The sequence below is a fragment of the Sulfitobacter sp. SH24 genome (genome assembly GCF_965641895.1).
In the GTDB taxonomy this organism is placed as follows: domain Bacteria; phylum Pseudomonadota; class Alphaproteobacteria; order Rhodobacterales; family Rhodobacteraceae; genus Sulfitobacter; species Sulfitobacter dubius.
Genome location: NZ_OZ282575.1, coordinates 430,671 through 452,575 on the forward strand (window position 1 = coordinate 430,671; position 21,905 = coordinate 452,575).

18 protein-coding genes and 1 riboswitch are annotated in these 21,905 nt (G+C 61.6%); of the genes, 8 read left to right on the forward strand and 10 right to left on the reverse strand.

Translation table 11 applies throughout. The features are described 5' to 3' along the window. From rodA to ACSQ16_RS04595, 5 genes are all read right to left on the reverse strand, one after another. On the reverse strand, window positions 1–1,140 hold the full coding sequence (gene rodA / locus ACSQ16_RS04575) for a rod shape-determining protein RodA (protein ID WP_093928018.1): 1,140 nt from the start codon (window positions 1,138–1,140) through the stop codon (window positions 1–3). Further along, entirely contained in the window at window positions 1,137–3,086 is a 1,950-nt protein-coding gene (mrdA, locus tag ACSQ16_RS04580) for a penicillin-binding protein 2 (protein WP_243261513.1), read from the reverse strand. Before mrdA ends, rodA begins: the two co-directional genes overlap by 4 nt. A 15-nt stretch (window positions 3,087–3,101) precedes the next feature. After that, window positions 3,102–3,641, reverse strand: a complete 540-nt coding sequence (locus ACSQ16_RS04585; protein ID WP_093928020.1) for a rod shape-determining protein MreD — start codon at window positions 3,639–3,641, stop codon at window positions 3,102–3,104. Beyond that, window positions 3,638–4,540: a rod shape-determining protein MreC gene (mreC, locus tag ACSQ16_RS04590; protein WP_093928021.1), complete on the reverse strand. Its 903-nt coding sequence runs from the start codon at window positions 4,538–4,540 to the stop codon at window positions 3,638–3,640. Before mreC ends, ACSQ16_RS04585 begins: the two co-directional genes overlap by 4 nt. 71 nt (window positions 4,541–4,611) lie before the next feature. Next, the gene (locus ACSQ16_RS04595; protein ID WP_040700660.1) at window positions 4,612–5,658 is read right to left on the reverse strand and encodes a rod shape-determining protein; all 1,047 of its coding nucleotides are present in this window, start codon (window positions 5,656–5,658) and stop codon (window positions 4,612–4,614) included. Window positions 5,659–5,848: 190 nt separating this feature from the next. On the opposite strand from ACSQ16_RS04595, the gene ACSQ16_RS04600 reads away from it, so the two are divergent. Beyond that, window positions 5,849–6,430: a VOC family protein gene (locus tag ACSQ16_RS04600; protein ID WP_243261512.1), complete on the forward strand. Its 582-nt coding sequence runs from the start codon at window positions 5,849–5,851 to the stop codon at window positions 6,428–6,430. 264 nt (window positions 6,431–6,694) lie between these two features. Here ACSQ16_RS04600 and ACSQ16_RS04605 read toward each other — a convergent pair whose 3' ends face one another. Continuing rightward, complete coding sequence (locus ACSQ16_RS04605) at window positions 6,695–8,263, reverse strand: 2-isopropylmalate synthase (RefSeq protein WP_243261511.1); 1,569 nt, start codon at window positions 8,261–8,263, stop codon at window positions 6,695–6,697. A gap of 299 nt (window positions 8,264–8,562) precedes the next feature. Here ACSQ16_RS04605 and ACSQ16_RS04610 point away from each other — a divergent pair, with 299 nt between their 5' ends. Together ACSQ16_RS04610 and ACSQ16_RS04615 are read left to right on the forward strand one after the other, a co-directional pair. Further along, window positions 8,563–9,231 carry an SDR family NAD(P)-dependent oxidoreductase gene (locus tag ACSQ16_RS04610; RefSeq protein ID WP_243261510.1) on the forward strand — a complete coding sequence of 223 codons (669 nt, stop codon included), beginning with the start codon at window positions 8,563–8,565 and terminating at the stop codon, window positions 9,229–9,231. Next, window positions 9,228–10,754, forward strand: a complete 1,527-nt coding sequence (locus tag ACSQ16_RS04615; protein ID WP_435988598.1) for a cryptochrome/photolyase family protein — start codon at window positions 9,228–9,230, stop codon at window positions 10,752–10,754. Before ACSQ16_RS04610 ends, ACSQ16_RS04615 begins: the two co-directional genes overlap by 4 nt. A 6-nt stretch (window positions 10,755–10,760) precedes the next feature. Here the strand turns inward: ACSQ16_RS04615 and ACSQ16_RS04620 are convergent, their stop codons facing one another. The 3 genes from ACSQ16_RS04620 to ACSQ16_RS04630 all read right to left on the reverse strand — a co-directional run bounded on the left by ACSQ16_RS04620 (window position 10,761) and on the right by ACSQ16_RS04630 (window position 13,219). After that, window positions 10,761–11,126 carry an antibiotic biosynthesis monooxygenase family protein gene (locus ACSQ16_RS04620; protein WP_243261508.1) on the reverse strand — a complete coding sequence of 122 codons (366 nt, stop codon included), beginning with the start codon at window positions 11,124–11,126 and terminating at the stop codon, window positions 10,761–10,763. A 161-nt stretch (window positions 11,127–11,287) separates the two neighbouring features. After that, window positions 11,288–11,683: a hypothetical protein gene (locus ACSQ16_RS04625; RefSeq protein ID WP_243261507.1), complete on the reverse strand. Its 396-nt coding sequence runs from the start codon at window positions 11,681–11,683 to the stop codon at window positions 11,288–11,290. Between the two features lie 78 nt (window positions 11,684–11,761). Next, window positions 11,762–13,219 carry a nitrilase-related carbon-nitrogen hydrolase gene (locus tag ACSQ16_RS04630; RefSeq protein WP_243261506.1) on the reverse strand — a complete coding sequence of 486 codons (1,458 nt, stop codon included), beginning with the start codon at window positions 13,217–13,219 and terminating at the stop codon, window positions 11,762–11,764. 205 nt (window positions 13,220–13,424) lie between these two features. Between ACSQ16_RS04630 and ACSQ16_RS04635 the strand changes: the two genes are divergently transcribed. Next, window positions 13,425–14,999 carry an MORN repeat-containing protein gene (locus ACSQ16_RS04635; RefSeq protein ID WP_243261505.1) on the forward strand — a complete coding sequence of 525 codons (1,575 nt, stop codon included), beginning with the start codon at window positions 13,425–13,427 and terminating at the stop codon, window positions 14,997–14,999. Between the two features lie 65 nt (window positions 15,000–15,064). Next, complete coding sequence (gltX, locus tag ACSQ16_RS04640) at window positions 15,065–16,402, forward strand: glutamate--tRNA ligase (RefSeq protein WP_243261504.1); 1,338 nt, start codon at window positions 15,065–15,067, stop codon at window positions 16,400–16,402. Between the two features lie 89 nt (window positions 16,403–16,491). On the opposite strand, the gene ACSQ16_RS04645 is transcribed toward gltX, so the two are convergent. Further along, window positions 16,492–17,082: a gamma-glutamylcyclotransferase family protein gene (locus tag ACSQ16_RS04645; protein WP_243261503.1), complete on the reverse strand. Its 591-nt coding sequence runs from the start codon at window positions 17,080–17,082 to the stop codon at window positions 16,492–16,494. A 101-nt stretch (window positions 17,083–17,183) separates the two neighbouring features. Next, window positions 17,184–17,270, forward strand: a riboswitch (glycine riboswitch). A 149-nt stretch (window positions 17,271–17,419) separates the two neighbouring features. On the opposite strand from ACSQ16_RS04645, the gene gcvT reads away from it, so the two are divergent. The 3 genes from gcvT (at window position 17,420) to gcvP (ending at window position 21,892) form a co-directional block, all read left to right on the forward strand. Then, complete coding sequence (gene gcvT, locus ACSQ16_RS04650; protein ID WP_243261502.1) at window positions 17,420–18,553, forward strand: glycine cleavage system aminomethyltransferase GcvT; 1,134 nt, start codon at window positions 17,420–17,422, stop codon at window positions 18,551–18,553. A gap of 21 nt (window positions 18,554–18,574) precedes the next feature. Then, on the forward strand, window positions 18,575–18,934 hold the full coding sequence (gene gcvH, locus ACSQ16_RS04655; RefSeq protein ID WP_093928031.1) for a glycine cleavage system protein GcvH: 360 nt from the start codon (window positions 18,575–18,577) through the stop codon (window positions 18,932–18,934). Window positions 18,935–19,045: 111 nt separating this feature from the next. Then, window positions 19,046–21,892, forward strand: a complete 2,847-nt coding sequence (gene gcvP / locus ACSQ16_RS04660) for an aminomethyl-transferring glycine dehydrogenase (RefSeq protein ID WP_243261501.1) — start codon at window positions 19,046–19,048, stop codon at window positions 21,890–21,892. Window positions 21,893–21,905: the final 13 nt, after the last annotated feature.

Sequence of the window (21,905 nt, forward strand, 5' to 3'; positions counted from 1 at the left end):
TTACCTCGGTCTATGAACATGCGCCGACTGAACAAAGCCGAAGGCCAAGAGCAGCACCAGCATGGCAGAACCACCATAGCTGACCATCGGTAGCGGCACGCCCACCACCGGGGCAAGCCCCATAACCATCGACATGTTAACGGCGAAAAAGAGAAAGAAATTAAGCGCGATGCCCAAGGTCAGCAGGCTTGCAAAACGGTCCTTGTTCTTGACCGCAGAGACCACGCAGAACAGGATGATCAGCGCATAAAGACACAAGAGCGATACGCCCCCGACAAAGCCGAATTCTTCGGCCAATGTGGTAAAGATAAAGTCGGTATGTTTTTCGGGCAGGAAGTTCAGCCGCGACTGCGTGCCCTGCATATAACCGCGCCCCGACCAACCGCCAGAGCCAAGCGCGATCTTAGATTGTGTGATGTGATACCCCGCCCCGAGCGGATCCTGACTGGGATCAAGGAACGTATCAATGCGGCGGTATTGGTAATCTTTCAGCAATTGCCACGGCGTGCCGCGCGATTGAAAGACGGCTGTGACCAACCCAATGGCCGCCGTAATGACGGCAGCGAAATAGGCCCAGTGCACTCCGGCGAGAAACATCAGCCCGCCCCCCGCCGTAAGCAGCAGGATCGACGTGCCCAGATCGGGCTGCTTTAGTACCAGCGCGGTTGGCACGACGATGATCAAGATCGGCAACAGCACCCAGAAAGGGCGTGACACCTTTTTAACCGGCAGCCAGTCGTAATAGGCGGCCAGAAACACCACCAACGTGATTTTCATCAACTCCGAAGGTTGCAGCCGCATAAAGCCGATGTCGATCCAGCGCTGTGCGCCCATGCCGACAGAGCCAAATAATTCCACCGCGACGAGCAGCACCAGCGTCGCTCCATAGGCTACCCCCGATAGGTTGCGCCAGAGCCAGATCGGCACCATCGCCACGGTGAACATGATTGCCATGCCAATGCCAAACCGCTTCATCTGCGGCTCAGCCCAAGGGTTGAAGGAACCGCCCGCGACTGAGTAGAGCATCAAAAAACCAACGCCCGCGACACTGGCCAACAGGATCGCCAGCGGCCAGTTCATAAACAGGATTTTGCGCAGGCCCGTGGGGACGGATTTGACCGTATGTTCAAGATAGCTCATGCCTGATCATCCCCTTCCGCGCTGGCGGCGGTTTCTGGGGCGGTATTGCGCAGCTCTTCTTGTTGGGTGGCGATGCGGCCCCGGTCAGACTTGGGGTAGGCTTCCAGCGGCGGCTCGCCCCCGGCCATGGCCTGCAACATCACATCGCGGGCAATCGGCGCCGCCGCGGTCGAGCCGCCGCCGCCGTGCTCCACCAACACGCAGGCCGCGTATTTGGGTTTGTCATAGGGCGCAAAGCACACAAAAAGCGCGTGGTCGCGGCGTTCCCACGGCAGGTCGGCGTTGCTGGTCACGCCTCGGGCGCGCTCGGCGGCGGTGATGTTGCGCACCTGACTGGTGCCAGTCTTGCCCGCCATGCGCATGGTGTCGTCGATAATCCGGCTGCGATAGCCGGTGCCGCGGCGGTCGTTGACCACGTCGTACATCGCCTTGCGCAATTGACGCAGGTTGTTCTCGTTCAGGCCCATTGGCTCGCCCGCGCCGCTGGGCTGCTCCACCCCGTCGATGGATTTAATCAGCCGCGGCGTCACCGCGCGCCCCGTGGCAATCCGCGCGCTCATCACTGCCAGTTGCAGCGGGGAGGACAGGGTGAAACCCTGCCCGATAGAGGCGTTGACTGTGTCGCCCACGACCCAATCTTCACCCCGGGCCGAGCGTTTCCACTGTTTTGTGGGCGCAAGCCCGCCCGCAACCGAAGACAGCGCCAGATCATGTTTAATCCCCAAGCCAAAGCGGTTCGCCATGGCGGTGATCTTTTCAATCCCGACCTTCACCGCGAGGTCATAGTAATAAACGTCGCATGAGTGTTTGAGCGAGTCTTGCAGATCGACCCAGCCGTGGCCTGCACGCTTCCAGCAGTGGAAACGCCGCCCCGCGACCTCAAGATGGCCGGGGCAATAGGCCGTGTCTTCAGGGGTGACGATACCGTCTTCGATGGCGGCAAGCGCTACGATCATTTTGAAGGTCGAGCCCGGCGGATAAGTGCCCTGCACGGGTTTGTTCACCAAGGGCCGGTATTTGGAATTCAGCAGCGGGTTGTAGTCCGCCGATGAAATGCCGCCGATAAAGAGGTTCGGATCATAGCTGGGCGCCGAGGCCAGCGCTGCCAGATCGCCGTTTTCACAGTCAATAATTACCACGGCAGCGCTTTCGTCACCCAAACGGGCCTGCACATAGCGTTGCAGGTTGGCATCCACGGTCAGTTGTAGGTCCGCCCCGGCCTGACCTTCGCGGCGCTCAAGTTCGCGCATCACCCGGCCAGTGGCGTTCACCTCGACATGTTTTGTCCCCGCAGAGCCGCGCAGCAGGCTTTCGGCGCGGGCCTCGACATTGATCTTGCCGATCTGGAAACGGGGAATGCGCAGCACCTGATCGGGGTCTTCCAGCGCATCAAGGTCCGCTTGGCTTACCCGGCCCACGCGGCCCACCACATGCGCAAAATCAGCACCGCGCGGGTAGACGCGGGTTAAGCCCACTTCGGGCGTGACACCGGGCAGGGCAGGGGCGTTGACGCTGACCTTGCTCACGACCTCCCAACTGACGTCATCAACGATGGTGACCGGCAGGAACGGGGCAGAGCGGGCCATTTCGGCCATCGCACGCTCGCGGGTCTCGTCGTCGATCTCAATGACTTGGGCCAAACGCTCCATCACCGCCGCCACGTCGCCTGCATCTTCGCGCACCATGACGATGCGGTATGAGGGGACGTTATCGGCAAGCTGCACGCCGTTGCGGTCAAATATCTCGCCCCGGGCCGGCGGGATCAGGCGGATGTTGATTCGGTTCTCTTCTGCCAGCAGGCGGAACTGGTCGGCTTGATCGACCTGCAAATAGCGCATTCGGGCGGCCAGTCCGCCCATGAACAGCAGTTGTGCGCCCCCCAACAGGGCAGCGCGGCGGGTCAAGCGCGTGTGGTTTGCATCATTGTCGGCGCGGTTGCGTCTCATCTTATCGGCCTCCGATCACACCCGTTTCCCATGCGCATCAAGATCGCCCGGTGCGGTCTTGCGCACGCCCATGATACCATGTGTCACCGCCACAAGCAGCGGATAAGCGAGCGTTGTCAGTGCCAATTCCGTGAGGCTGAGAGTCATAGCAGGCGTGGGGATAAGGGCGAGACTCAGAAGGATGCGATTGGCAAAGATGATCATGGTTAGAATCACGGCCACGGTCAGCCATTCGGCGGCAAAGCTTGCATCGCGCAGGTGTCGCCCCCGCGATTTAAGGTTTTCAACCCCGATTAGCGCCAAGACGGCCCAAAGGCCCGGCGGGCGTTGGAGCAGTAGGTCCGCCAGCAGAAAGACCAGCGCCAGAAACAGGGCAGGCACATATTCAGGTCGCCGCAGCCCCCATGCGCAGGCAAAGCCAAGCAGCAGGTCCGGCCCGGCCCAGCCACGCGGTGTCGTCTCTAGCGGCAGCAGGTGAAAGAACAAGATCACCAACCCCAAGGCGACAAAGCCCATGCGCATAAGCCACAGGCGGCTGCGCGACAGATCGGTCATTGATCTAGTCCCACGGGGGCGGCCGGTTCGGCCAAGGGACCATCAGAGGTGATAACATGCGCGGTATCAGGCACGGCTTCGTTGCCGTGGTGGCGCAGAACCCGCAGGAACTCCAGCCGCTCGTAATCCGCAGCAAGCCGTACCCGCAGCCGCCCACCGGGGTCTGCGGCAACTTGGCCAATCAGGATGCCCGCCGGAAAAACCCCGCCATCGCCCGAACTGATGACACGATCACCGGGGCGCACCAACTCGCGGTTCTCGATGAAATCCAGCGGCGGCGCAGCGCTGTTGTCTCCCGCCACAATGGCACGTTGGCCCGAAGGCTGGATCGTCGCCGGAATGCGGCTGGAAGCGTCGGTTAGGAGGATCACGCGGGCGGTGTTCTTGCCCACGCCCGCGATGCGGCCCACAAGCCCGATGCCATCCATCGTCGCCCATCCCTCGACCAGCCCGTCGCGCGCGCCGACGTTCAGCAGCACAGATTGGCGATAGGGCGAGCCGCTGTCGGCCAGCACGGTGCCGGTGATGAAGGTAAGCCGCGGGTCAAGCCGCACGTTGTTAAGGTCCAGCAGGCGGGCGTTCTCTTGCTCAAGCTGAAGGGCCGCCTCTTTCCACGCCTGCATCTGACGCAATTCCGAGCGCAGCTCTCGGTTCTGCTCGCTCAGACGTTGGTAGCTCTGGAAATCGCGCAGCAGGTTAATCGTGCCGGTCACTGGGGCCATGGCCCAGTCGAGGTTGGGCACGAAACGATCCGTCACCTGCGCGCGGAAGCGTTCAACGCGGGGGCTGTCGATCCGCCAGAGCAGGAAAATTCCGATCAGCGCCAGCACCAGCACAGACAGCAGCAACCGGCGCAAGGGGCCGGTGAAATCGCTGGAACTGGAACGGTCTTTGGGCATCTGTGCCGAAACTCCCACCCGGTCAGGCGGGGCGGTGTCGCCGCGTGCCGGGTCTGGCTAACTTGCCAGTGTTAACTGTCGTAGTCGATCGCGTGGCGCAGCTGTTTCTCGTATTCCAGCGCCTTGCCGGTGCCGAGGGCCACGCAGTTGAGCGGCTCATCCGCGACCGAGATCGCAAGGCCCGTCTGTTCACGCAGCGCTAGATCAAGATCACCCAGCAGCGCACCGCCGCCCGTGAGCATGACGCCCCGGTCGACGATGTCGGCGGCCAGATCCGGCGGGGTGGTTTCCAGCGCGGTCATCACCGCTTCGCAAATTTGCTGCACCGGCTCGGCCAGCGCCTCGGCAATCTGGGCCTGGGTGACTTCGATCTCTTTCGGGACACCATTCAGCAGGTCACGGCCCCGGATCTGCATTGAGGTGCCGCGCCCGTCGTCGGGCATCCGCGCGGTGCCGATAGAGGTTTTCACCCGCTCGGCAGTCGTCTCACCGATCAGCAGGTTCTGCTGGCGGCGCAGGTAGCTGATGATGCCTTCGTCCATGCGGTCACCGCCGACGCGGACAGAGCGGGCATAGACGATGTCGCCCAGAGACAGCACCGCCACCTCGGTGGTACCGCCGCCGATGTCGACGACCATGTTACCGGTTGGATCGGTGATCGGCATCCCCGCACCGATGGCAGCGGCGATGGGCTCCGCGATCAGTCCGGCGCGGCGCGCGCCGGCCGAGAGCACCGACTGGCGGATCGCGCGTTTTTCCACTGGGGTCGCGCCATGGGGCACGCAAACGATGATCTTAGGCTTCGAGAAAGTCGAGCGCTTGTGCACCTTACGGATGAAGTGCTTGATCATCTCTTCGGCGGTGTCGAAGTCAGCAATGACACCCTCGCGCATTGGGCGGATCGCCTCAATGCTGCCTGGTGTCCGGCCCAGCATCAGCTTGGCGTCTTCGCCCACGGCCAGCACTTTCTTGACGCCATCCTTGACGTGATAGGCGACAACCGAAGGTTCGCTCAGCACGATGCCCTTGCCCTTGACGTATACCAGCGTGTTCGCGGTGCCGAGGTCGATCGCCATATCGGAGGAGAACAGGCCGCGGAATTGATCGAGGATGGACATAACAGTAGCGGAGCCTTGCAAATATTCGAACAGGCCCGCCAGCATGGGTCCACGCGCGGGCTACTGGCTCTTATAGGGCGCACGGGGTCAGGGTGAAAGGGGCAAGACCGCAAAGGTGGCGCGATATTGCCGCCGCGCTATTATAGAGTGGTCCTTTCAGGGCGCGGTTCAGACAAAGGTGGGCGATATCATGCAGAAAATCCAGACACTCGGGGTGCATCACATCACTCTTACCGGGGCCGACCGGCAAAGCTCGATCGACTTTTGGGAAGGGGTTTTGGGAATGCCTTTCATCTTTGATCAGCCCAATCTGGATGACCCGGATGAAGGGCATTTGTATTTCGATCCCGGCGATGGGCGGCTGATCACGATCTTTACGAATGAGAACCGCAAGCGGGTGCACAACCGCACGCCGATGGACCCGGGCTGCGTGCATCATCTGGCCTTTGAGGTGGATCGCGCGATGTTCGATCAGGTGCCAGCGCGGTTGGAGGTGCGGGGCATCGGGCATTCGGGGGTCAAGGATCGCGGCTTCATGCATTCGATCTATTTCAAGGATCCGTTGGGGCAGTTGATTGAACTGGCCTGCTACACCTTTATCCCGCCGCGTGGGTCGAGCCATGCCGAGGTGATGCTGGAGGCGCACAAGTTGCGCGTGGCGGCGGGGGATGATCATATTCAGCGGCAGCATCTGGCGGATGCGGTCGTGAAGATCGTGGAGCGGGGGCAGGCGTCGCTGAGCACGGATCGCGGGGCGAAGAACCCTTATTGAAGTGACACCGGGCCCGGAATCAAGCCGCAGGCGCCGGGCCATCGCCTGCCCGCCCGGACGGGTAGGCGATTTGGTAAGGCTGGGTGTGACCTAGAGGACGCACATCACGGCTGCACCATAAAGTGGCACCAACGTAGCGTTGGATCGCCGACCCGCGGGCAGGCGCTGGCCCTCGATCTACAGCTTTAGCCGTTCAATGAGGCGAAGGTTTGGGGTAATACCCCTCCGCAAATAAAAAGGGCGGGGTTTCCCCCGCCCTCCGCATCAACTCACATCTTTATAATTGATCTCGCGCTTGTCGGTGCCGCCCTTCTCACGCCGCACCAACAGACGGTTCAACGCATGGATATACGCCCGCACACTCGCCACCACGGTATCGGTATCCGCCGACTGACCGGTCACGATCCGGCCCTCTTCCTCCATCCGCACGGAAACCGTCGCCTGCGCATCGGTGCCCTCGGTCACCGCATGCACCTGATAAAGCTGCAAGCGCGCGGAATGCGGCACCAGCGCCTTGATGCAGTTGAACGCCGCATCGACGGGGCCATCGCCCGTTTGGTTGGTGGTCTGCTCCGCACCATCGATCTCCAGCACCATATCGGCGGTCTGTGGGCCATCGGTGCCGCAAACGACCTTGAGGGATTTCAGGCGAATGCGGTCTTCTTCAGGGTCGGTCGCGGTGCGCATCAGCGCGATCAGGTCATCCTCGTAGATTTCCTTTTTACGGTCGGCCAATTCCTTGAACCGCACGAAAACGTCCTTGAGCTGGTTATCGCCTAGTTCAAACCCGAGGTCTTCGAGCTTGGAACGCAGCGCGGCGCGGCCCGAATGCTTGCCCATGACGATATTGGTCTCGGTGAGACCCACGTCCTCGGGGCGCATGATCTCGAAGGTCTCGGCGTTCTTCAGCATGCCGTCTTGGTGGATGCCGCTCTCATGGGCAAAGGCGTTCTTGCCGACGATGGCCTTGTTGAATTGTACCGCGAAGCCCGAGACAGCAGCGACCCGGCGCGAGATGTTCATGATCTTGCGGCTGTCGATGCGCGTCTCGTAAGGCATGATGTCATTGCGCACCTTGAGCGCCATGACGACCTCTTCGAGCGCCGTGTTGCCCGCGCGTTCCCCCAGACCGTTGATGGTGCATTCCACCTGGCGCGCCCCGGCCTCGACAGCGGCAAGGCTGTTGGCCGTCGCCATGCCGAGGTCGTTGTGGCAGTGGGTGGCAAAGATGATCTCATCCGCGCCGGGCACGTTTTCGAGCAGTTTGGCGATCAGATCGGCGCTTTCGCGCGGGGCGGTGTAGCCCACGGTATCGGGGATGTTGATCGTAGTGGCCCCGGCTTTGATGGCGATCTCGACCACGCGGTAGAGGTAATCAAGCTCGGTCCGCGTGGCATCCATTGGCGACCATTGCACGTTGTCACAGAGGTTGCGCGCATGGGTCACGGTCTCATGGATACGGTCGGCCATCTCATCCTGTGTCAGGTTCGGAATGGCGCGGTGCAGGGGCGAGGTGCCGATGAAGGTGTGGATGCGCGGTTGGCGGGCGTGTTTCACGGCCTCCCAACAGCGGTCGATATCGCCCAATTGCGCGCGGGCAAGGCCACAGATCACAGCGTTCTGGCTCTGGCGGGCGATCTCGCTCACCGCGTTGAAATCGCCTTCGGAAGCGATGGGGAAGCCTGCTTCGATGATGTCGACGCCCATCTCATCCAAAAGCTGCGCGATCTCCAGCTTTTCGGCATGGGTCATCGTCGCCCCGGGGGACTGTTCGCCATCCCGCAAGGTGGTGTCAAAAATCAGCACACGGTCCTGTTTCGTCATATCGGTCATCCTGGGTTCTTTCTTTGCTGGTATCCTTGGCGCGCGACACATCCCTCTGAGCGGGCGCGCCGAAGGGCACGCTCAGAGGCGAATTAGGTGCAGCAAGTTGGCACACAGCAGGCCCGCGCAGCAGCGCGGCAGGGTCGGGATATGGACGGCCTGTGTCATGCGGATAGTTATACGCACCCGTTTTCAAATGGAAAGGGGGTGTTGCGGCTTTTGTTTGCCCCCGCGTCAGCGCCGCCTATCTGCCTATGAGCAAGGGAGTTCAGGATGCAGTACAAAGCGATACCGCAGGACGCGGCGGCGTGAGTGCGCGGGTGCTTGTGATCGGGGCCAGCGGCGGGATCGGCGCGGCGCTGAGCGAGGCTTTGCGGGCGCGGGATGCGGAAGTGACCACGCTGTCGCGCGCGGCGGATGGGTTTGACGTAACGGATGAGGCTTCGGTCAATTCCGCGCTGGAGGGGCTTACCGGCCCCTTCGACGCGGTGATCGTCGCCACCGGCGCTTTGGAGATTGACGGGGCAGCCCCGGAAAAGTCGCTGCGGACCATCACGCAAAAGGCGATGCTGGATCAATTCGCGCTCAACGCGGTCGGCCCGGCGCTGGTGCTGCGCCATGCGGGGCGGCTCTTGCCCCGCGACAGGCGGGCGGTTTTCGCCGTGCTCTCGGCGCGAGTCGGCTCCATCGGGGACAACCGTTTGGGCGGCTGGATCAGCTACCGTAGCGCCAAGGCGGCGGTGAACCAAATCGTGCATACCGCCGCGATCGAACTCAGCCGCAGCCATCCGCAAAGCATCTGCGTCGCGCTGCATCCCGGCACCGTGGAAACACCCTTTACCGAGAAGTATCTTGGCCGCCATCCGGCAGTGCCGCCGGGTGAGGCCGCGGGCAACCTTCTACGGGTAATCGACGGGCTGACTCCGGACGACAGCGGCGGGTTCTTCGACTGGGCCGGAAAGGCGGTGCCGTGGTGACCCGTCTGGTTCTGGTCTTGGGGGATCAACTTTCCCTCAACCTATCCTCGTTGCGCGAAGCCGATAAGGCGCGCGATGTGGTGGTCATGGCCGAGGTGGCGCAGGAGGCGGAATATGTCCGTCACCACCCCAAGAAAATCGCACTGGTCTTTGCCGCGATGCGCAAATTTGCCCGCAAGTTGGAGGATGACGGTTGGAGCTTGCGCTATACCCGGCTGGATGATCCCGAAAACGCGGGCTCTCTCGTCGGCGAGCTGCTCCGCCGGGCGGAGGAGACCGGCGCGGGCGAGATAATCGCGACCGAGCCGGGGGAGTGGCGGCTGCTCAACACGCTGACCGATGCGCCGATCCCCACACGGCTTGTGCCGGATGACCGTTTTATCGCCAGCCGAAAACGGTTCGAGGATTGGGCCGCAGGGCGCAAAGCGCTGCGGATGGAGTATTTCTATCGCGAGATGCGCCGCGAAACCGGGTTGCTGATGGAGGGTGATGACCCTGCTGGCGGTAAGTGGAATTTTGACCACGACAACCGCAAACCACCAAAAGAAGGGCTGGACGTCCCCGAGCCGCTCAGCTTTGCGCCTGATGCTGAGACCCAAGCGGTGCTTGACCTTGTAGAGACGCGCTATGGTGACAATTTTGGTGATCTCTATCCCTTTGACTTTGCCACAACGCGCGAGGAGGCCCTGCAGGTCTTGGTGCATTTCATCGCCCACGCCCTGCCATGGTTCGGCGATTACCAAGACGCGATGTTGCAGGATCAGCCCTATCTCTTTCACGCGCTGATCTCCCCGTACCTTAACCTCGGCCTGTTAGACCCGTTGGAGGTCTGCCGGGCCGCCGAAAAGGCGTGGCAGGAGGGCGCTGTGCCGATCAACGCCGCCGAAGGGTTCATCCGCCAGATCCTCGGATGGCGGGAATACGTCCGGGGCATCTATTTCCTTGAAGGACCGGAGTATGTAGAGCGCAATGTGCTGCGCCATGACCGCGACTTGCCCGCCTTTTACTGGGGCGCCGATACTCAGATGAATTGCCTGCGTCAGGCCATCGGGCAGACCCAGAAATACGCCTATGCCCACCATATTCAGCGATTGATGGTGACGGGCAATTTCGCCCTGCTGGCGGGGATCGACCCGCATCAGGTGCATGAATGGTATCTGGAGGTCTACGCGGATGCCTATGAGTGGGTCGAAGCGCCCAACACGGTGGGCATGAGCCAATTCGCAGATGGCGGAGTCATCGCCTCGAAACCCTATGTCTCGTCGGGTGCTTACATCAATCGCATGTCGGACTACTGCAAAGGGTGCAGCTATAGCGTCAGCGCGAAGGCGGGAAAGAAAGCCTGCCCCTTCAACCTGCTTTATTGGCACTTCCTTGACCGTCACCGCGAGCGGTTTCAAAGCAATGCACGCATGAGAAATATGTACGCGACATGGGACCGCATGGATGCAGAACGTCGTGAGGCGATCTTGCGCGATGCGGGCAACTGGTTGCAGCGGTTAGAGGCCGGAGAGACGGTCTAGGCCCGGTTAGCCCTCGGCTACAGGCCGTGGCGGATGGATATCCTGACTGTCCTGTGGTGCCTCTGCGCGGTCGAACATGCCATAGTCACGGATCACATGGGCAATGCGCAGGTGATAGTCGGTGAAGATTCCCTCGCGCCCTGCCGCCTGCGCGCCGCGATGCGCGGTCAGCTTGCGCCAGTTCTTAACCGCTTCTTCATCGCGGAAAAAAGAGAGCGACAGTAGCTTTTCGGGGTTGGTCAGGCTTTGGAAGCGCTCGACCGAAATGAAGCCGTCGACCTCATCCAACAGGGGGCGCATCTTGGCTGCAATATCGAGGTATTCCGCACGGCGGTCGGGATGGGGGAAGACTTCGAAAATGACGGCGATCATGATGGCTCCCGGCGGTTGCTGCCCCATGCTTGCCCCAGACACAGGGCAAAGAAAAGGCCCGGAGATTAATCTCCGGGCTTATGAGGTCGCGCACTGCTATGCTATCGGACCAAACGCGCATAATGCAGAGACTGCGTCGGTGGTACTGATGTCTTTACGTCTTAATCAATCAGTGCCTTGACTAGGAGCGTTGCCGCTGCGGCGAGGTAGATGCTGTCGTCATGCGCGATGTAAACTTCGTCGCGGCGAGGTTGGGGAAGGCCCCGTGTGCGCCAGTTGTTGATAACGACTACTTCTTTTTTGCTGAAATGGTGGCCGATATCATGTTGATGGTGCCGTTTCGTGACCTTCTTGGTGTTCTGTTTCACCACCTTGGCCTTGTGGCTTTGCTTCTCTACCTTAGCCTTGGCGTTTTGGTTTACCGTCTTTGTCTTGTAGTAGTGACCGTCGTTTTCTTGAGCGACAGCTCTTTGCGCCATGGCCGTTTGCGGCAGGGCGGTCATCGCGGTGACCGCTAAAGCAAAAATAGTCATGCATCGTTTTATGAAGGTCTGCATTGGGTCCATCCTTGTTGTTCAGTCCTTCTTGAACGTTTCAACAAGATATTTCCGTCGGTCGCCAGACGGGTGGCAATGCTAGGCTTTCCAAAAGGGCGCACGCACAGCCGTGAGCCGTGGGCCGGGGGCGGACCGGTTGTTCTGTGACGGACGGGTGGCAATTTGCGCTGCGACCTCTTCTGCGGTCTGCCCTTCGTAACCGGCCGCTACGCAATCATCCACGCTGCCGTTATCATCCAGAAGAATCCGCAGGATACCGTCCAGAGCGCTATCTTTCGGGCTGAGTTCCAACACAGGCAATGCTGCATCTGCGGGCCCTTGCATCCAATCGCGGTGGGTTTCATTGCGCCAGTGACAAAGCGCCTGAACCTCGGACTGGTAGAGGTCTTTGACAGGATTGAAATCGTCCCTCGGGACAGGCGCGGGCCCCATCGTCGCGACGGTTTTATTCTGTGGAGTGATCAACAGTGCCCCCGCATCATCCGCCAAGACCTGCAGCATCATACCGCGTAGACTGGGCGCGAAAGCATCTGTGCTTACCCCCGCCCCAAGCGCGGCCAGACTGTCGTGCAGCGTGGAATGAACGCGCCCCTCTTCAGGGATCGCAATCCGGCGAACATTCTCTGGCCCCAAAGCATCCAGCGCAATGGCCGTTGCCAGCGCGGCGTCATTCCCTTCGGCCTGTTCGATAAGCACCTGAGTGGAGCCCGTTTTCGCAACATGGTCCCGCAGGCCCACGACCATCGCGCGGTAGTCTCGTTCAGGCGCGTCTGGTTGGGGCGCGAAGCTGCCTGCCGCGATTTGCCAGCCCTCTGGGCCGCGCTCTAGATTGACATGGGCGATGGCGTCGTCAAATGCGGGCAGTTGCAGCGCCAGCCTGCCGCCGGGGTTCAGCGCGAATGAAGCACCATCAAACACCTGCTCTTCCCGTCCGCCGGTCATATTGAGGTAGATCAGCGGCAGCTCAGTCTCAATCACCCGCGCGACCATATGGTTCAGCCGCCGGTCCATCGCACCGCGTAGATGGGGTGCGGCATTTGGGATCAAAAGGAACTCGGCCCCGGTCTCGGCTTGTGTTTCGGCCACATCGCTTTCCCAGCCATCCGCGCCGATGGGAGAGCCGATCCGCAGCCCGTTCACCATATAGGGGCCGCTGATCGGGCCAGCGTCAAAGTGAGAGCGCGGCGCGAGGCTGTGTTGAAGCACCCGCTGGGCGATCTTGCCGCCCTGCAAAATCAGGTAGGCGTTATAGACCTGCATGCCCTCGACCCACGGTGCGCCGAGTGCCAGTGCAGGGCCATCTGCGCAGTGCTCAGCAAGCGTTTTCAAATGAGTCAGTACATCACGTTGAAAGGCAGGGTTGTGATGCAGCCTTTCGGCATCATGCCCGGTCAGGAACATCTCAGGCAGAGCAACCATCTGCGCGCCCGCGTCGCGGCCCGCTTCCCACGTTTTGCGTGCCAGTGCCGCATTTCCCGACAAATCACCGACAGTCGGGTTCAATTGCCCAAGGGTGAGGCGAAAGCGGTGTGTCATAGCATGGCTCCGGGCTGGCTGGCGTTTGTCGGATGTAGCAGATCGGCGCAGGGGCGAAACCCCCGTGCGCCTGCGTGCCGCAGCGCATGCTCCGCGTTGGATCGGCCGAAACCGGCGTGCCAGTCCTGCAAACACGTTGCCTCTGTCCTCTATCACCCGTAACCTCAGGGCAAATGACACCTAACGAGATCGGGAAATTCCGCCCATGTTGCACCGCAGCCTGCCCCTCTGTCTGATCGCCCTTCTGGCCTCGCCGCTCGCGGCGCAGGACGGGCAGGTGCTGACCAAGGAATATGACGACGGTGGCATCTATGAAGGCACCTTTCAGGGCGGCCTTCAACATGGCAGCGGCACCTATAAGCTCCCCAATGGTTATGAATATTCCGGTGAGTGGGTCGAGGGCGAGATCAAGGGCGAAGGCGTCGCACGTTTTCCAAACGGATCGGTCTATGAGGGTAACTTTGCCAAGGGCAAGCCCGAAGGTCTGGGCAAGATCACCTTTGCCGATGGCGGCACCTATGAGGGCGAATGGGAAGCCGGCGCAATCATGGGCCAAGGCGTGGCGATCTATGCCAATGGCGTGCGCTATGAGGGTGAGTTCCGCAACGCCAAACACCACGGCAAGGGCGTGATGCAAAGCCCCGGTGGCTATGAATACAAAGGCGATTGGGTCGATGGCGTCAAACAGGGCGTTGGTACGATCACCTATCCCGATGGCGCGGTCTATGAAGGCGAGATCGAAGCCGGCAAACGCAGCGGCGAAGGCACGCTGACCATGCCCGACGGTCTGATTTATGTCGGCCTGTGGAAAGACGGCCAGATCGACGGCACCGGCACGCTGACCCAGCCTAATGGCGATGTTTACGAAGGCACGTTGGTGGCGGGCCGCCGTGAGGGCAAGGGCAAGGTCACCTATGAGAATGGCGATGTCTATGAGGGCGACTTCAAAGACGACCGCCGCGACGGGCAGGGCACGTTTACCGGCACCGATGGCTATGTCTACACCGGCTCATGGGTGGCCGGGCAGATCGAAGGCGAGGGGCAGGTGACCTATCCCGACGGCTCGGTCTATGTCGGCACCTTCCGCAATGACTTGGCCGATGGCACGGGCAAGATCACCTACCCCGATGGCTCTACCTATGAAGGCGCATGGGTCGCCGGTGTGATCGAAGGCGAAGGTATCGCGACCTATACTAACGGTGTGGTCTATGAAGGCGCGTTTAAAGACGCCCGCAACCACGGCCAGGGGGTGATGACCTATGCCGACGGCTATCGCTATGAAGGCGGCTGGCAGGACGGTCAGCGCCATGGGCAGGGCAAGGCGACCTATCCCGATGGGACTGTCTATGAGGGCGAGTTTGCCGAAGGCCAGCGCCATGGCAAAGGCAAGATCACCATGGCCAGCGGCTTTGTCTACGAAGGTGACTGGACCGACGGGGAGATCGAAGGGCAGGGCGTGGCGACCTATGCCAATGGCGATGTCTATGAAGGCACCTTTAAAGCAGGCAAACGTCAAGGCAACGGCACCATGCGCTATGCCAGCGGCGAGGAAGCCTCGGGCGATTGGGAGAACGGCGCGTTGAGCGATGGGGCTGCTGAGGCAGCGCCGGAAGCCGAGGCAGAAGCACCCGAGGAACAGACGCTGTCTGCGGATGAGACCCCGGCGGAAACTGCCGGTGGAGAAGGAGCCGCCGCAGAAGAGGCCCCTGAGCAAAGTGTCGAGGAAGACACCTCAGAGGTCGTGCCCGCGCCGACCGGCACCCCGGCAGACGGCGGCTGACCCCCGCCTTTACTGGACAACGCCCGCGCCCTGTGGCAAGCCCGCGCGCAACAGGAGTACGCCAGATGTCCAACCCCACCGTTACCCGTTTCGCCCCGTCCCCCACTGGCTATATCCACGTGGGCAACCTGCGCACTGCGCTGATGAACTACCTCATCGCGCGCAAGGCAGGCGGCACTTTTATCCTGCGCATTGACGACACCGATCCCGAGCGCAGCAAGGAAGAATATGTCGACGGCATTAAGCAAGACCTGACGTGGCTTGGCTTGGAATGGGACCGGGTTGAGCGGCAGTCCGAGCGGCTGGACCGCTACCACGCCGCCGCCGAAGACCTGCGCGAAAAGGGCCGTTTCTATGAGGCTTTCGAGACGCCGACGGAGCTGGACCTCAAGCGGAAAAAGCAGCTCAATATGGGCAAGCCGCCGGTCTACGACCGCGCTGCGCTGAAACTCAGCGACGAAGAGAAAAACGCCCTGCGTGCTGAGCGGGGTGATGGTGTCTGGCGTTTCAAGCTCGACCACCAACGGATCGAGTGGGACGACGGTATTCTAGGCGATATCTCGATCGACGCGGCCTCGGTCAGCGATCCGGTGCTGATCCGCGGCGATGGGCAAATCCTTTATACGCTGGCGAGCGTCGTGGATGACACCGATATGGGCGTAACCCATGTCGTGCGCGGCTCGGACCATGTGACCAACACTGCGACGCAAATTCAGATCATGCAGGCCTTGGGCAATGGCGCCGTGCCGTCCTTTGCGCATCACTCACTGCTGACCGGTCCGCAGGGCGAGGCGCTGAGCAAACGCCTGGGCACACTGGCCCTGCGCGATCTGCGTGAGCAGGGGGTGCAGCCCTTCGCGCTCTTGAGCCTGATGGCGCGGTTGGGGTCGTCGGATCCGGTGGAATTGCGCAACGACATGGCGCAATTGATCGAGGGGTTTGATATCAACCGCTTTGGCTCGGCTCCGACCAAGTTCGACGTGCAGGACCTCTTCCCGCTGACGGGGCGCTACCTACAGCAACTGCCGCTTGAGGCCGTGGCCGATGATATCGCCGCGATTGGCGTGCCGGAGGATAAAGCCGCGCAGTTCTGGGCGGTCACCCGTGAGAATATCTCGACGTTAAACGATCTGGGCCCATGGTGGGCCATGTTCCGCGACGGGGCGGAGCCGGTGATTGCCGAGGAAGACCGCGAGTTTGTGGCGCAGGCGATGCTGCTGCTGCCGGAAATGCCGTTTGATGAGACCACATGGTCAAGTTGGACCGCCGCGGTCAAAGAGGCCACGGGCCGCAAGGGGCGCGGGTTGTTCCGGCCCCTGCGTTTGGCGCTGACGGGGCAAGAACACGGGCCGGAGATGGCGCAGGTGATGCCGTTGCTGCAGAACGTGAAGGCGCGCGGCTGAGCAGACCGAGTGACCGGGGGCTCTGCCCCCGGACCCCCGCGGGTATTTGAAAAAGGATGAAGGAGGTTTGGGGGCTGTGCTTGCGGCCCTCAGAAGTTCCTTGCTGCGAAGGTGGTTTCTTCGCGTTGTTTGATTTGCACCGACAGGCGGTTCATATGCTGGTCGACCACGGTGGTTTCCGCCTCCGTCAGCGTTTGGTGACGCGGGTAGATCGGCGCGGCGCGGTCGTTGAGAATGGGTGTGTCCCAGCCATCGGTCGTATCGAAGAAGCGTGCCGCGCCATCGGTGCCGAATTCGCGCAGGAAGCCTTGAACCACCACGTCGAGGTAGCTCAGCAGGATGACGTGATCGCCGTGGTCTACCGCGATGTCGGCGGGGATGGCGTAGTGGGCGATGTCGGGGGCGGGGGCCAGATCATGCACCACCGCGCCGCCTGAGGCGTGGCGCTCGTAGCTGTATTCGCGCTTGTCCAGTGCGGCCCAGTCTGCACCCGGCACCGCAGCGATCAGCCCGTCGATGCGGGTGGCGGGGTTTTGCACCACTGAGAGATAGACGATATCGCGGCCCTCGGTTCGGACCCATTGCCGCCGCCAACCGTCAAGCTGCGCCGGGCGGGCGTCCGGGTAGCTGTGGGTGTTGCGGTTCACAAGGCTGCCGTAGCCAAAGAAATAGGGGGTCATGCGGGGTGCTTTCCGTTTGCCATGTCGGGCGCAACAAAACATGTGTCGCATCTGCCTACAAGCACGCTTGACGCAGAGGTATGCGGCAGCATACGAAAGGCCAAATCGTCACGGGAGAATCGGTTAACACCGATGCCGAAGGAGCAACCGCCCCGGAAACTCTCAGGCCCCAGGACCGTGACGTGACCAAGACTCTGGAGAGATGCGCGGATGCGCACGCCGAAGGGATAACGATCTCAGGCGGAAGGACAGAGGGGGCATCATGCGCGGCAGCAGCGGCGCTAAGGTGCCGGCATGGTCAAAAGGTCATCCGGAAGCGACAGGAAAGGCGAACCGGATGAGCGATCTCAAGCAGACGGCATTGCATGATTTGCATGTGGAACTGGGGGCCAAGATGGTGCCCTTCGCGGGCTATTCCATGCCCGTGCAATACCCTCTTGGCGTGATGAAAGAACATCTGCACACCCGCGCCGCCGCCGGGTTGTTTGATGTGAGCCATATGGGGCAGGTCGTCGTCCGGGCGAAGTCTGGCAGCTATGAGGATGCGGCCTTGGCGATGGAGAGCCTCGTGCCGGTCGATGTTCTGGGCCTCGGTGAGATGCGCCAGCGCTACGCGATGTTCACCGATCCTAATGGCGGCATTTTGGACGATTTGATGTTGGCCAATCTGGGCGATCATCTGTTTGTTGTCGTGAATGCTGGGTGCAAGGATGACGATATTGCTTTGATGCGGGAGGCCCTGTCGGACAGTTGCGAGGTCGAAGTGCTGGACGACCGTGCGTTGCTGGCCCTTCAGGGGCCGAAAGCCGAAGCAGCGCTGACGCGGTTACAGCCGTCGGTGGCGGATATGAAATTTATGGATGTTGCCAAGGATGTCGACATTGACGGTATCACCGTCACCCTGTCGCGCTCGGGCTATACGGGCGAGGACGGCTACGAGATTTCGGTCGCGAATGACGATGCCGTGGCCTTGGCGCGCAAGCTCTTGGCGCTGGAAGAGGTCGAGCCCATTGGTCTGGGCGCGCGTGACAGTCTGCGGTTGGAGGGCGGGTTGTGCCTTTATGGTCATGACATCGACACCACCACCACACCGGTCGAGGCGGCACTGAACTGGGCAATCCAGAAGGTGCGCCGCAATGATGGTGAGCGTGCGGGCGGTTTCCCCGGTGCCGGCGTGATCTTGCAACAACTGGCCGACGGCGCTCCGCGCAAGCGGGTGGGGCTGCTGCCCGAGGGCCGGGCGCCGATGCGCGAAGGTGTGGCGATTTTCGATGCAGCCGAGGGCGGCAATGAGGTTGGCACAGTGACCTCTGGCGGCTTTGGTCCGACGGTTGGCGGCCCGGTTGCCATGGGCTATGTCAGCGCCGAGCATGCGAAGGTCGATACGCCGCTTTGGGGCGAGGTACGCGGCAAGCGCTTGCCATTGACTGTCACGAAAATGCCGTTCGTCGCGGCGAACTTCAAACGCTGAATCTACACAGGGAAATCTGATATGAAATTTACCGAAGAACATGAATGGCTGCGCGTCGAGGGTGACGAAGTTGTCGTGGGCATCACCACACATGCCGCCGAGCAACTGGGCGACGTGGTCTTTGTCGAACTGCCCGAGGAAGGCACCGTCGTTAGCAAGGATGACGAGGTGGTCGTGATCGAATCCGTCAAGGCGGCGTCGGACATTCTGGCCCCCATTGACGGTGAAATCACCGAGGTGAACTCTGCGCTGACCGACAACCCCAGCATGGTGAATGATGATCCGCAGGGCGAGGCGTGGTTCTTTAAGCTGAAGTTCACCGATGCCAGCCAGATGGACGACTTCATGGACGAAGCAACCTATCAAAAATTTATCGGCTAAACGGCTTTGATGTCGGCAGGTCCGGCATCTTGAACTGATCTATTGCGTCGCCTTTGGGCGGCGCACCACAAATAGGGGGCGCCGCTGCCGCGCCGTGACGAGGAACCCGATATGAGCTTTAAGCCCACCGACTATTTGCCATATGACTTCGCCAACCGGCGTCACATTGGCCCGTCCCCTTCCGAGATGTCGCAGATGCTTGACACCGTGGGCGCCGAAAGCCTCGACGCGCTGATCGACGACACGATGCCCAAGGCGATCCGCGCCAAAGAACCGCTCGATTTCGGCAAGGCGATGAGCGAGCGCGAAGTGCTGGAGCACATGCGGTCCATTGCGGGCAAGAACAAGGTGCTCACCAGCCTGATCGGGCAGGGGTATCATGGCACCGTCACGCCCCCGGCGATCCAGCGCAACATTTTGGAAAACCCCGCTTGGTACACGGCCTATACGCCCTACCAGCCCGAGATTTCGCAGGGCCGTCTTGAGGCGCTGCTGAACTTCCAGACCATGGTTAGCGACCTGACCGGGCTGGAGGTCGCCAATGCCTCGCTGCTGGATGAAGCCACCGCCTGTGCCGAAGCGATGACCATGGCGCTGCGTGGGTCGAAATCCAAGGCGATGGCGTTCTTTGTGGACCGTGACTGCCACCCGCAGAACATCGCCGTGATGAAAACCCGCGCCGAGCCTTTGGGCATTGAGATCATAATCGGTGACCCTGACAAGATGGAGGCCGACAAGGTCTTTGGCGCGATCTTCCAATACCCCGGCACCTATGGCCATGTGCGCGATTTCACCGATCACATGACCGCCCTGCATGAGGCCAAGGCCATCGGCATCGTCACCGCCGACCCGCTGGCGCTGACCCTGTTGAAAGAGCCGGGCGCGATGGGCGCTGACATTGCCGTGGGCTCGACCCAGCGGTTCGGTGTGCCCGAAGGTTACGGGGGGCCCCATGCCGCCTATATGGCCTGCCGCGATGCGATGAAGCGTTCCATGCCGGGCCGGATTGTCGGTGTGTCGATCGACGCTCATGGCAACCGCGCTTACCGCCTGTCCTTGCAGACCCGCGAGCAGCACATTCGCCGCGAGAAGGCGACCTCGAACGTCTGCACCGCGCAAGCGCTGCTGGCAGTTATGGCGTCCATGTACGCCGTGTTCCATGGGCCGGAGGGGCTGAAAGCGATCGCGCAGCGTATCCACCGCAAGACCGTGCGTCTGGCCAAAGGGCTGGAGGCGGCGGGCTTCAAGGTCGATCCGAAAGCCTATTTCGACACGATCACCGTTGACGTTGGCCCGTTGCAGGCCGCGGTGATGAAATCCGCTGTGGATGAGGGCATCAACCTGCGCCGCGTGGGCGAGACCCGCGTCGGCATTTCCTTGGATGAGCGCACCCGGCCCGATACCATCGAAGCCGTTTGGCGCGCCTTCGGCATCCGACAGGCGGATGACGACTTCACGCCCGAGTACCGCTTGCCCGACGCGATGGTGCGCACCAGCGACTACATGACCCACCCGATCTTCCACATGAATCGGGCCGAGACCGAGATGATGCGCTACATGCGCCGCCTCGCGGACCGTGATTTGGCACTGGACCGTGCGATGATCCCGCTCGGCTCTTGCACGATGAAGCTGAACTCGGCGGCTGAGATGATGCCGGTGACTTGGCGGGAATTCTCGCTCATCCACCCCTTTGTGCCCGCCGATCAGGCGCTCGGCTACAAGGAAATGATCGACGACCTTTCCGACAAGCTCTGCGACATTACCGGTTATGACGCGATCTCCATGCAGCCGAACTCCGGCGCGCAGGGCGAATATGCGGGTCTGCTAACCATTGCCGCCTACCACCGCGAACAAGGGCAGGGGCACCGGAACATTTGCCTCATTCCGATGAGCGCGCATGGCACCAACCCGGCCTCCGCCCAGATGGTGGGCTGGAAGGTTGTGGTCATCAAGACGGCGGCCAACGGCGACATCGACCTCGACGATTTCCGCGCCAAGGCGGAGCAGCACAGCGAGAACCTCGCCGGTTGCATGATCACCTATCCCTCGACCCACGGCGTGTTTGAGGAAACCGTGCATGAGGTGACCAAAATCACCCATGACCACGGCGGTCAGGTCTATATCGATGGGGCCAATATGAATGCCATGGTGGGCCTGTCGCGCCCCGGCGATCTGGGCGGCGACGTGAGCCACCTGAACCTGCACAAGACCTTCTGCATCCCGCATGGCGGCGGTGGCCCCGGCATGGGGCCGATCGGTGTGAAATCGCACCTGATCCCGCATCTGCCGGGCCATCCGAATGAGGAAGGCACAGCGGTCTCGGCGGCCCCCTACGGCTCGCCGTCGCTGCTGCCGATCTCTTGGTCCTACTGCCTGATGATGGGCGGCGAAGGGCTGACACAGGCCACACGGGTCGCGATCCTGAACGCCAACTACATCGCGAAGCGCCTCGAAGGGGCTTACGACGTGCTCTACAAAGGCCCCACAGGCCGAGTTGCGCATGAGTGCATCATCGATGTGCGCCCCTATGAAGAAACCGCCGGCGTGACCAACGAAGACGTCGCCAAACGTCTGGTCGATTGCGGCTTCCACGCGCCGACGATGTCTTGGCCGGTGGCGGGCACGCTGATGGTTGAGCCGACGGAGTCTGAGACCAAGGCCGAGCTGGACCGTTTCTGCGACGCGATGCTGGCGATCCGCGAAGAAATTCGCGAGATCGAAGAGGGCCGCATGGACCGCACCAACAACCCGCTGAAAAACGCGCCGCATACGGTGGAAGACCTGGTGGTGGAATGGGGCGACCGGCCCTACAGCCGTGAGCAGGGCTGCTTCCCCCCGGGCGCCTTCCGCGTCGACAAATACTGGCCGCCGGTCAACCGCGTCGACAACGTGCATGGCGACCGCAACCTGATCTGCACCTGCCCACCGTTGGAAGACTACGCCGAAGCGGCAGAGTAATCAGGGCACAAAG

Bases quoted from the DNA above. Each gene is read 5' to 3' on its own strand.
- mrdA (WP_243261513.1), bottom strand. From the start codon at position 3,086: ATGAGACGCAACCGCGCCGACAATGATGCAAACCACACGCGCTTGACC.
- gcvT (WP_243261502.1), top strand. From the start codon at position 17,420: ATGAGCGATCTCAAGCAGACGGCATTGCATGATTTGCATGTGGAACTG.
- ACSQ16_RS04620 (WP_243261508.1), bottom strand. From the start codon at position 11,126: ATGATCGCCGTCATTTTCGAAGTCTTCCCCCATCCCGACCGCCGTGCG.
- ACSQ16_RS04605 (WP_243261511.1), bottom strand. From the start codon at position 8,263: ATGACCGATATGACGAAACAGGACCGTGTGCTGATTTTTGACACCACC.
- gcvH (WP_093928031.1), top strand. From the start codon at position 18,575: ATGAAATTTACCGAAGAACATGAATGGCTGCGCGTCGAGGGTGACGAA.
- ACSQ16_RS04630 (WP_243261506.1), bottom strand. From the start codon at position 13,219: ATGACACACCGCTTTCGCCTCACCCTTGGGCAATTGAACCCGACTGTC.
- mreC (WP_093928021.1), bottom strand. From the start codon at position 4,540: ATGCCCAAAGACCGTTCCAGTTCCAGCGATTTCACCGGCCCCTTGCGC.
- gcvP (WP_243261501.1), top strand. From the start codon at position 19,046: ATGAGCTTTAAGCCCACCGACTATTTGCCATATGACTTCGCCAACCGG.
- ACSQ16_RS04635 (WP_243261505.1), top strand. From the start codon at position 13,425: ATGTTGCACCGCAGCCTGCCCCTCTGTCTGATCGCCCTTCTGGCCTCG.
- gltX (WP_243261504.1), top strand. From the start codon at position 15,065: ATGTCCAACCCCACCGTTACCCGTTTCGCCCCGTCCCCCACTGGCTAT.
- ACSQ16_RS04595 (WP_040700660.1), bottom strand. From the start codon at position 5,658: ATGTCCATCCTCGATCAATTCCGCGGCCTGTTCTCCTCCGATATGGCG.
- ACSQ16_RS04625 (WP_243261507.1), bottom strand. From the start codon at position 11,683: ATGCAGACCTTCATAAAACGATGCATGACTATTTTTGCTTTAGCGGTC.
- rodA (WP_093928018.1), bottom strand. From the start codon at position 1,140: ATGAGCTATCTTGAACATACGGTCAAATCCGTCCCCACGGGCCTGCGC.
- ACSQ16_RS04645 (WP_243261503.1), bottom strand. From the start codon at position 17,082: ATGACCCCCTATTTCTTTGGCTACGGCAGCCTTGTGAACCGCAACACC.
- ACSQ16_RS04600 (WP_243261512.1), top strand. From the start codon at position 5,849: ATGCAGAAAATCCAGACACTCGGGGTGCATCACATCACTCTTACCGGG.
- ACSQ16_RS04585 (WP_093928020.1), bottom strand. From the start codon at position 3,641: ATGACCGATCTGTCGCGCAGCCGCCTGTGGCTTATGCGCATGGGCTTT.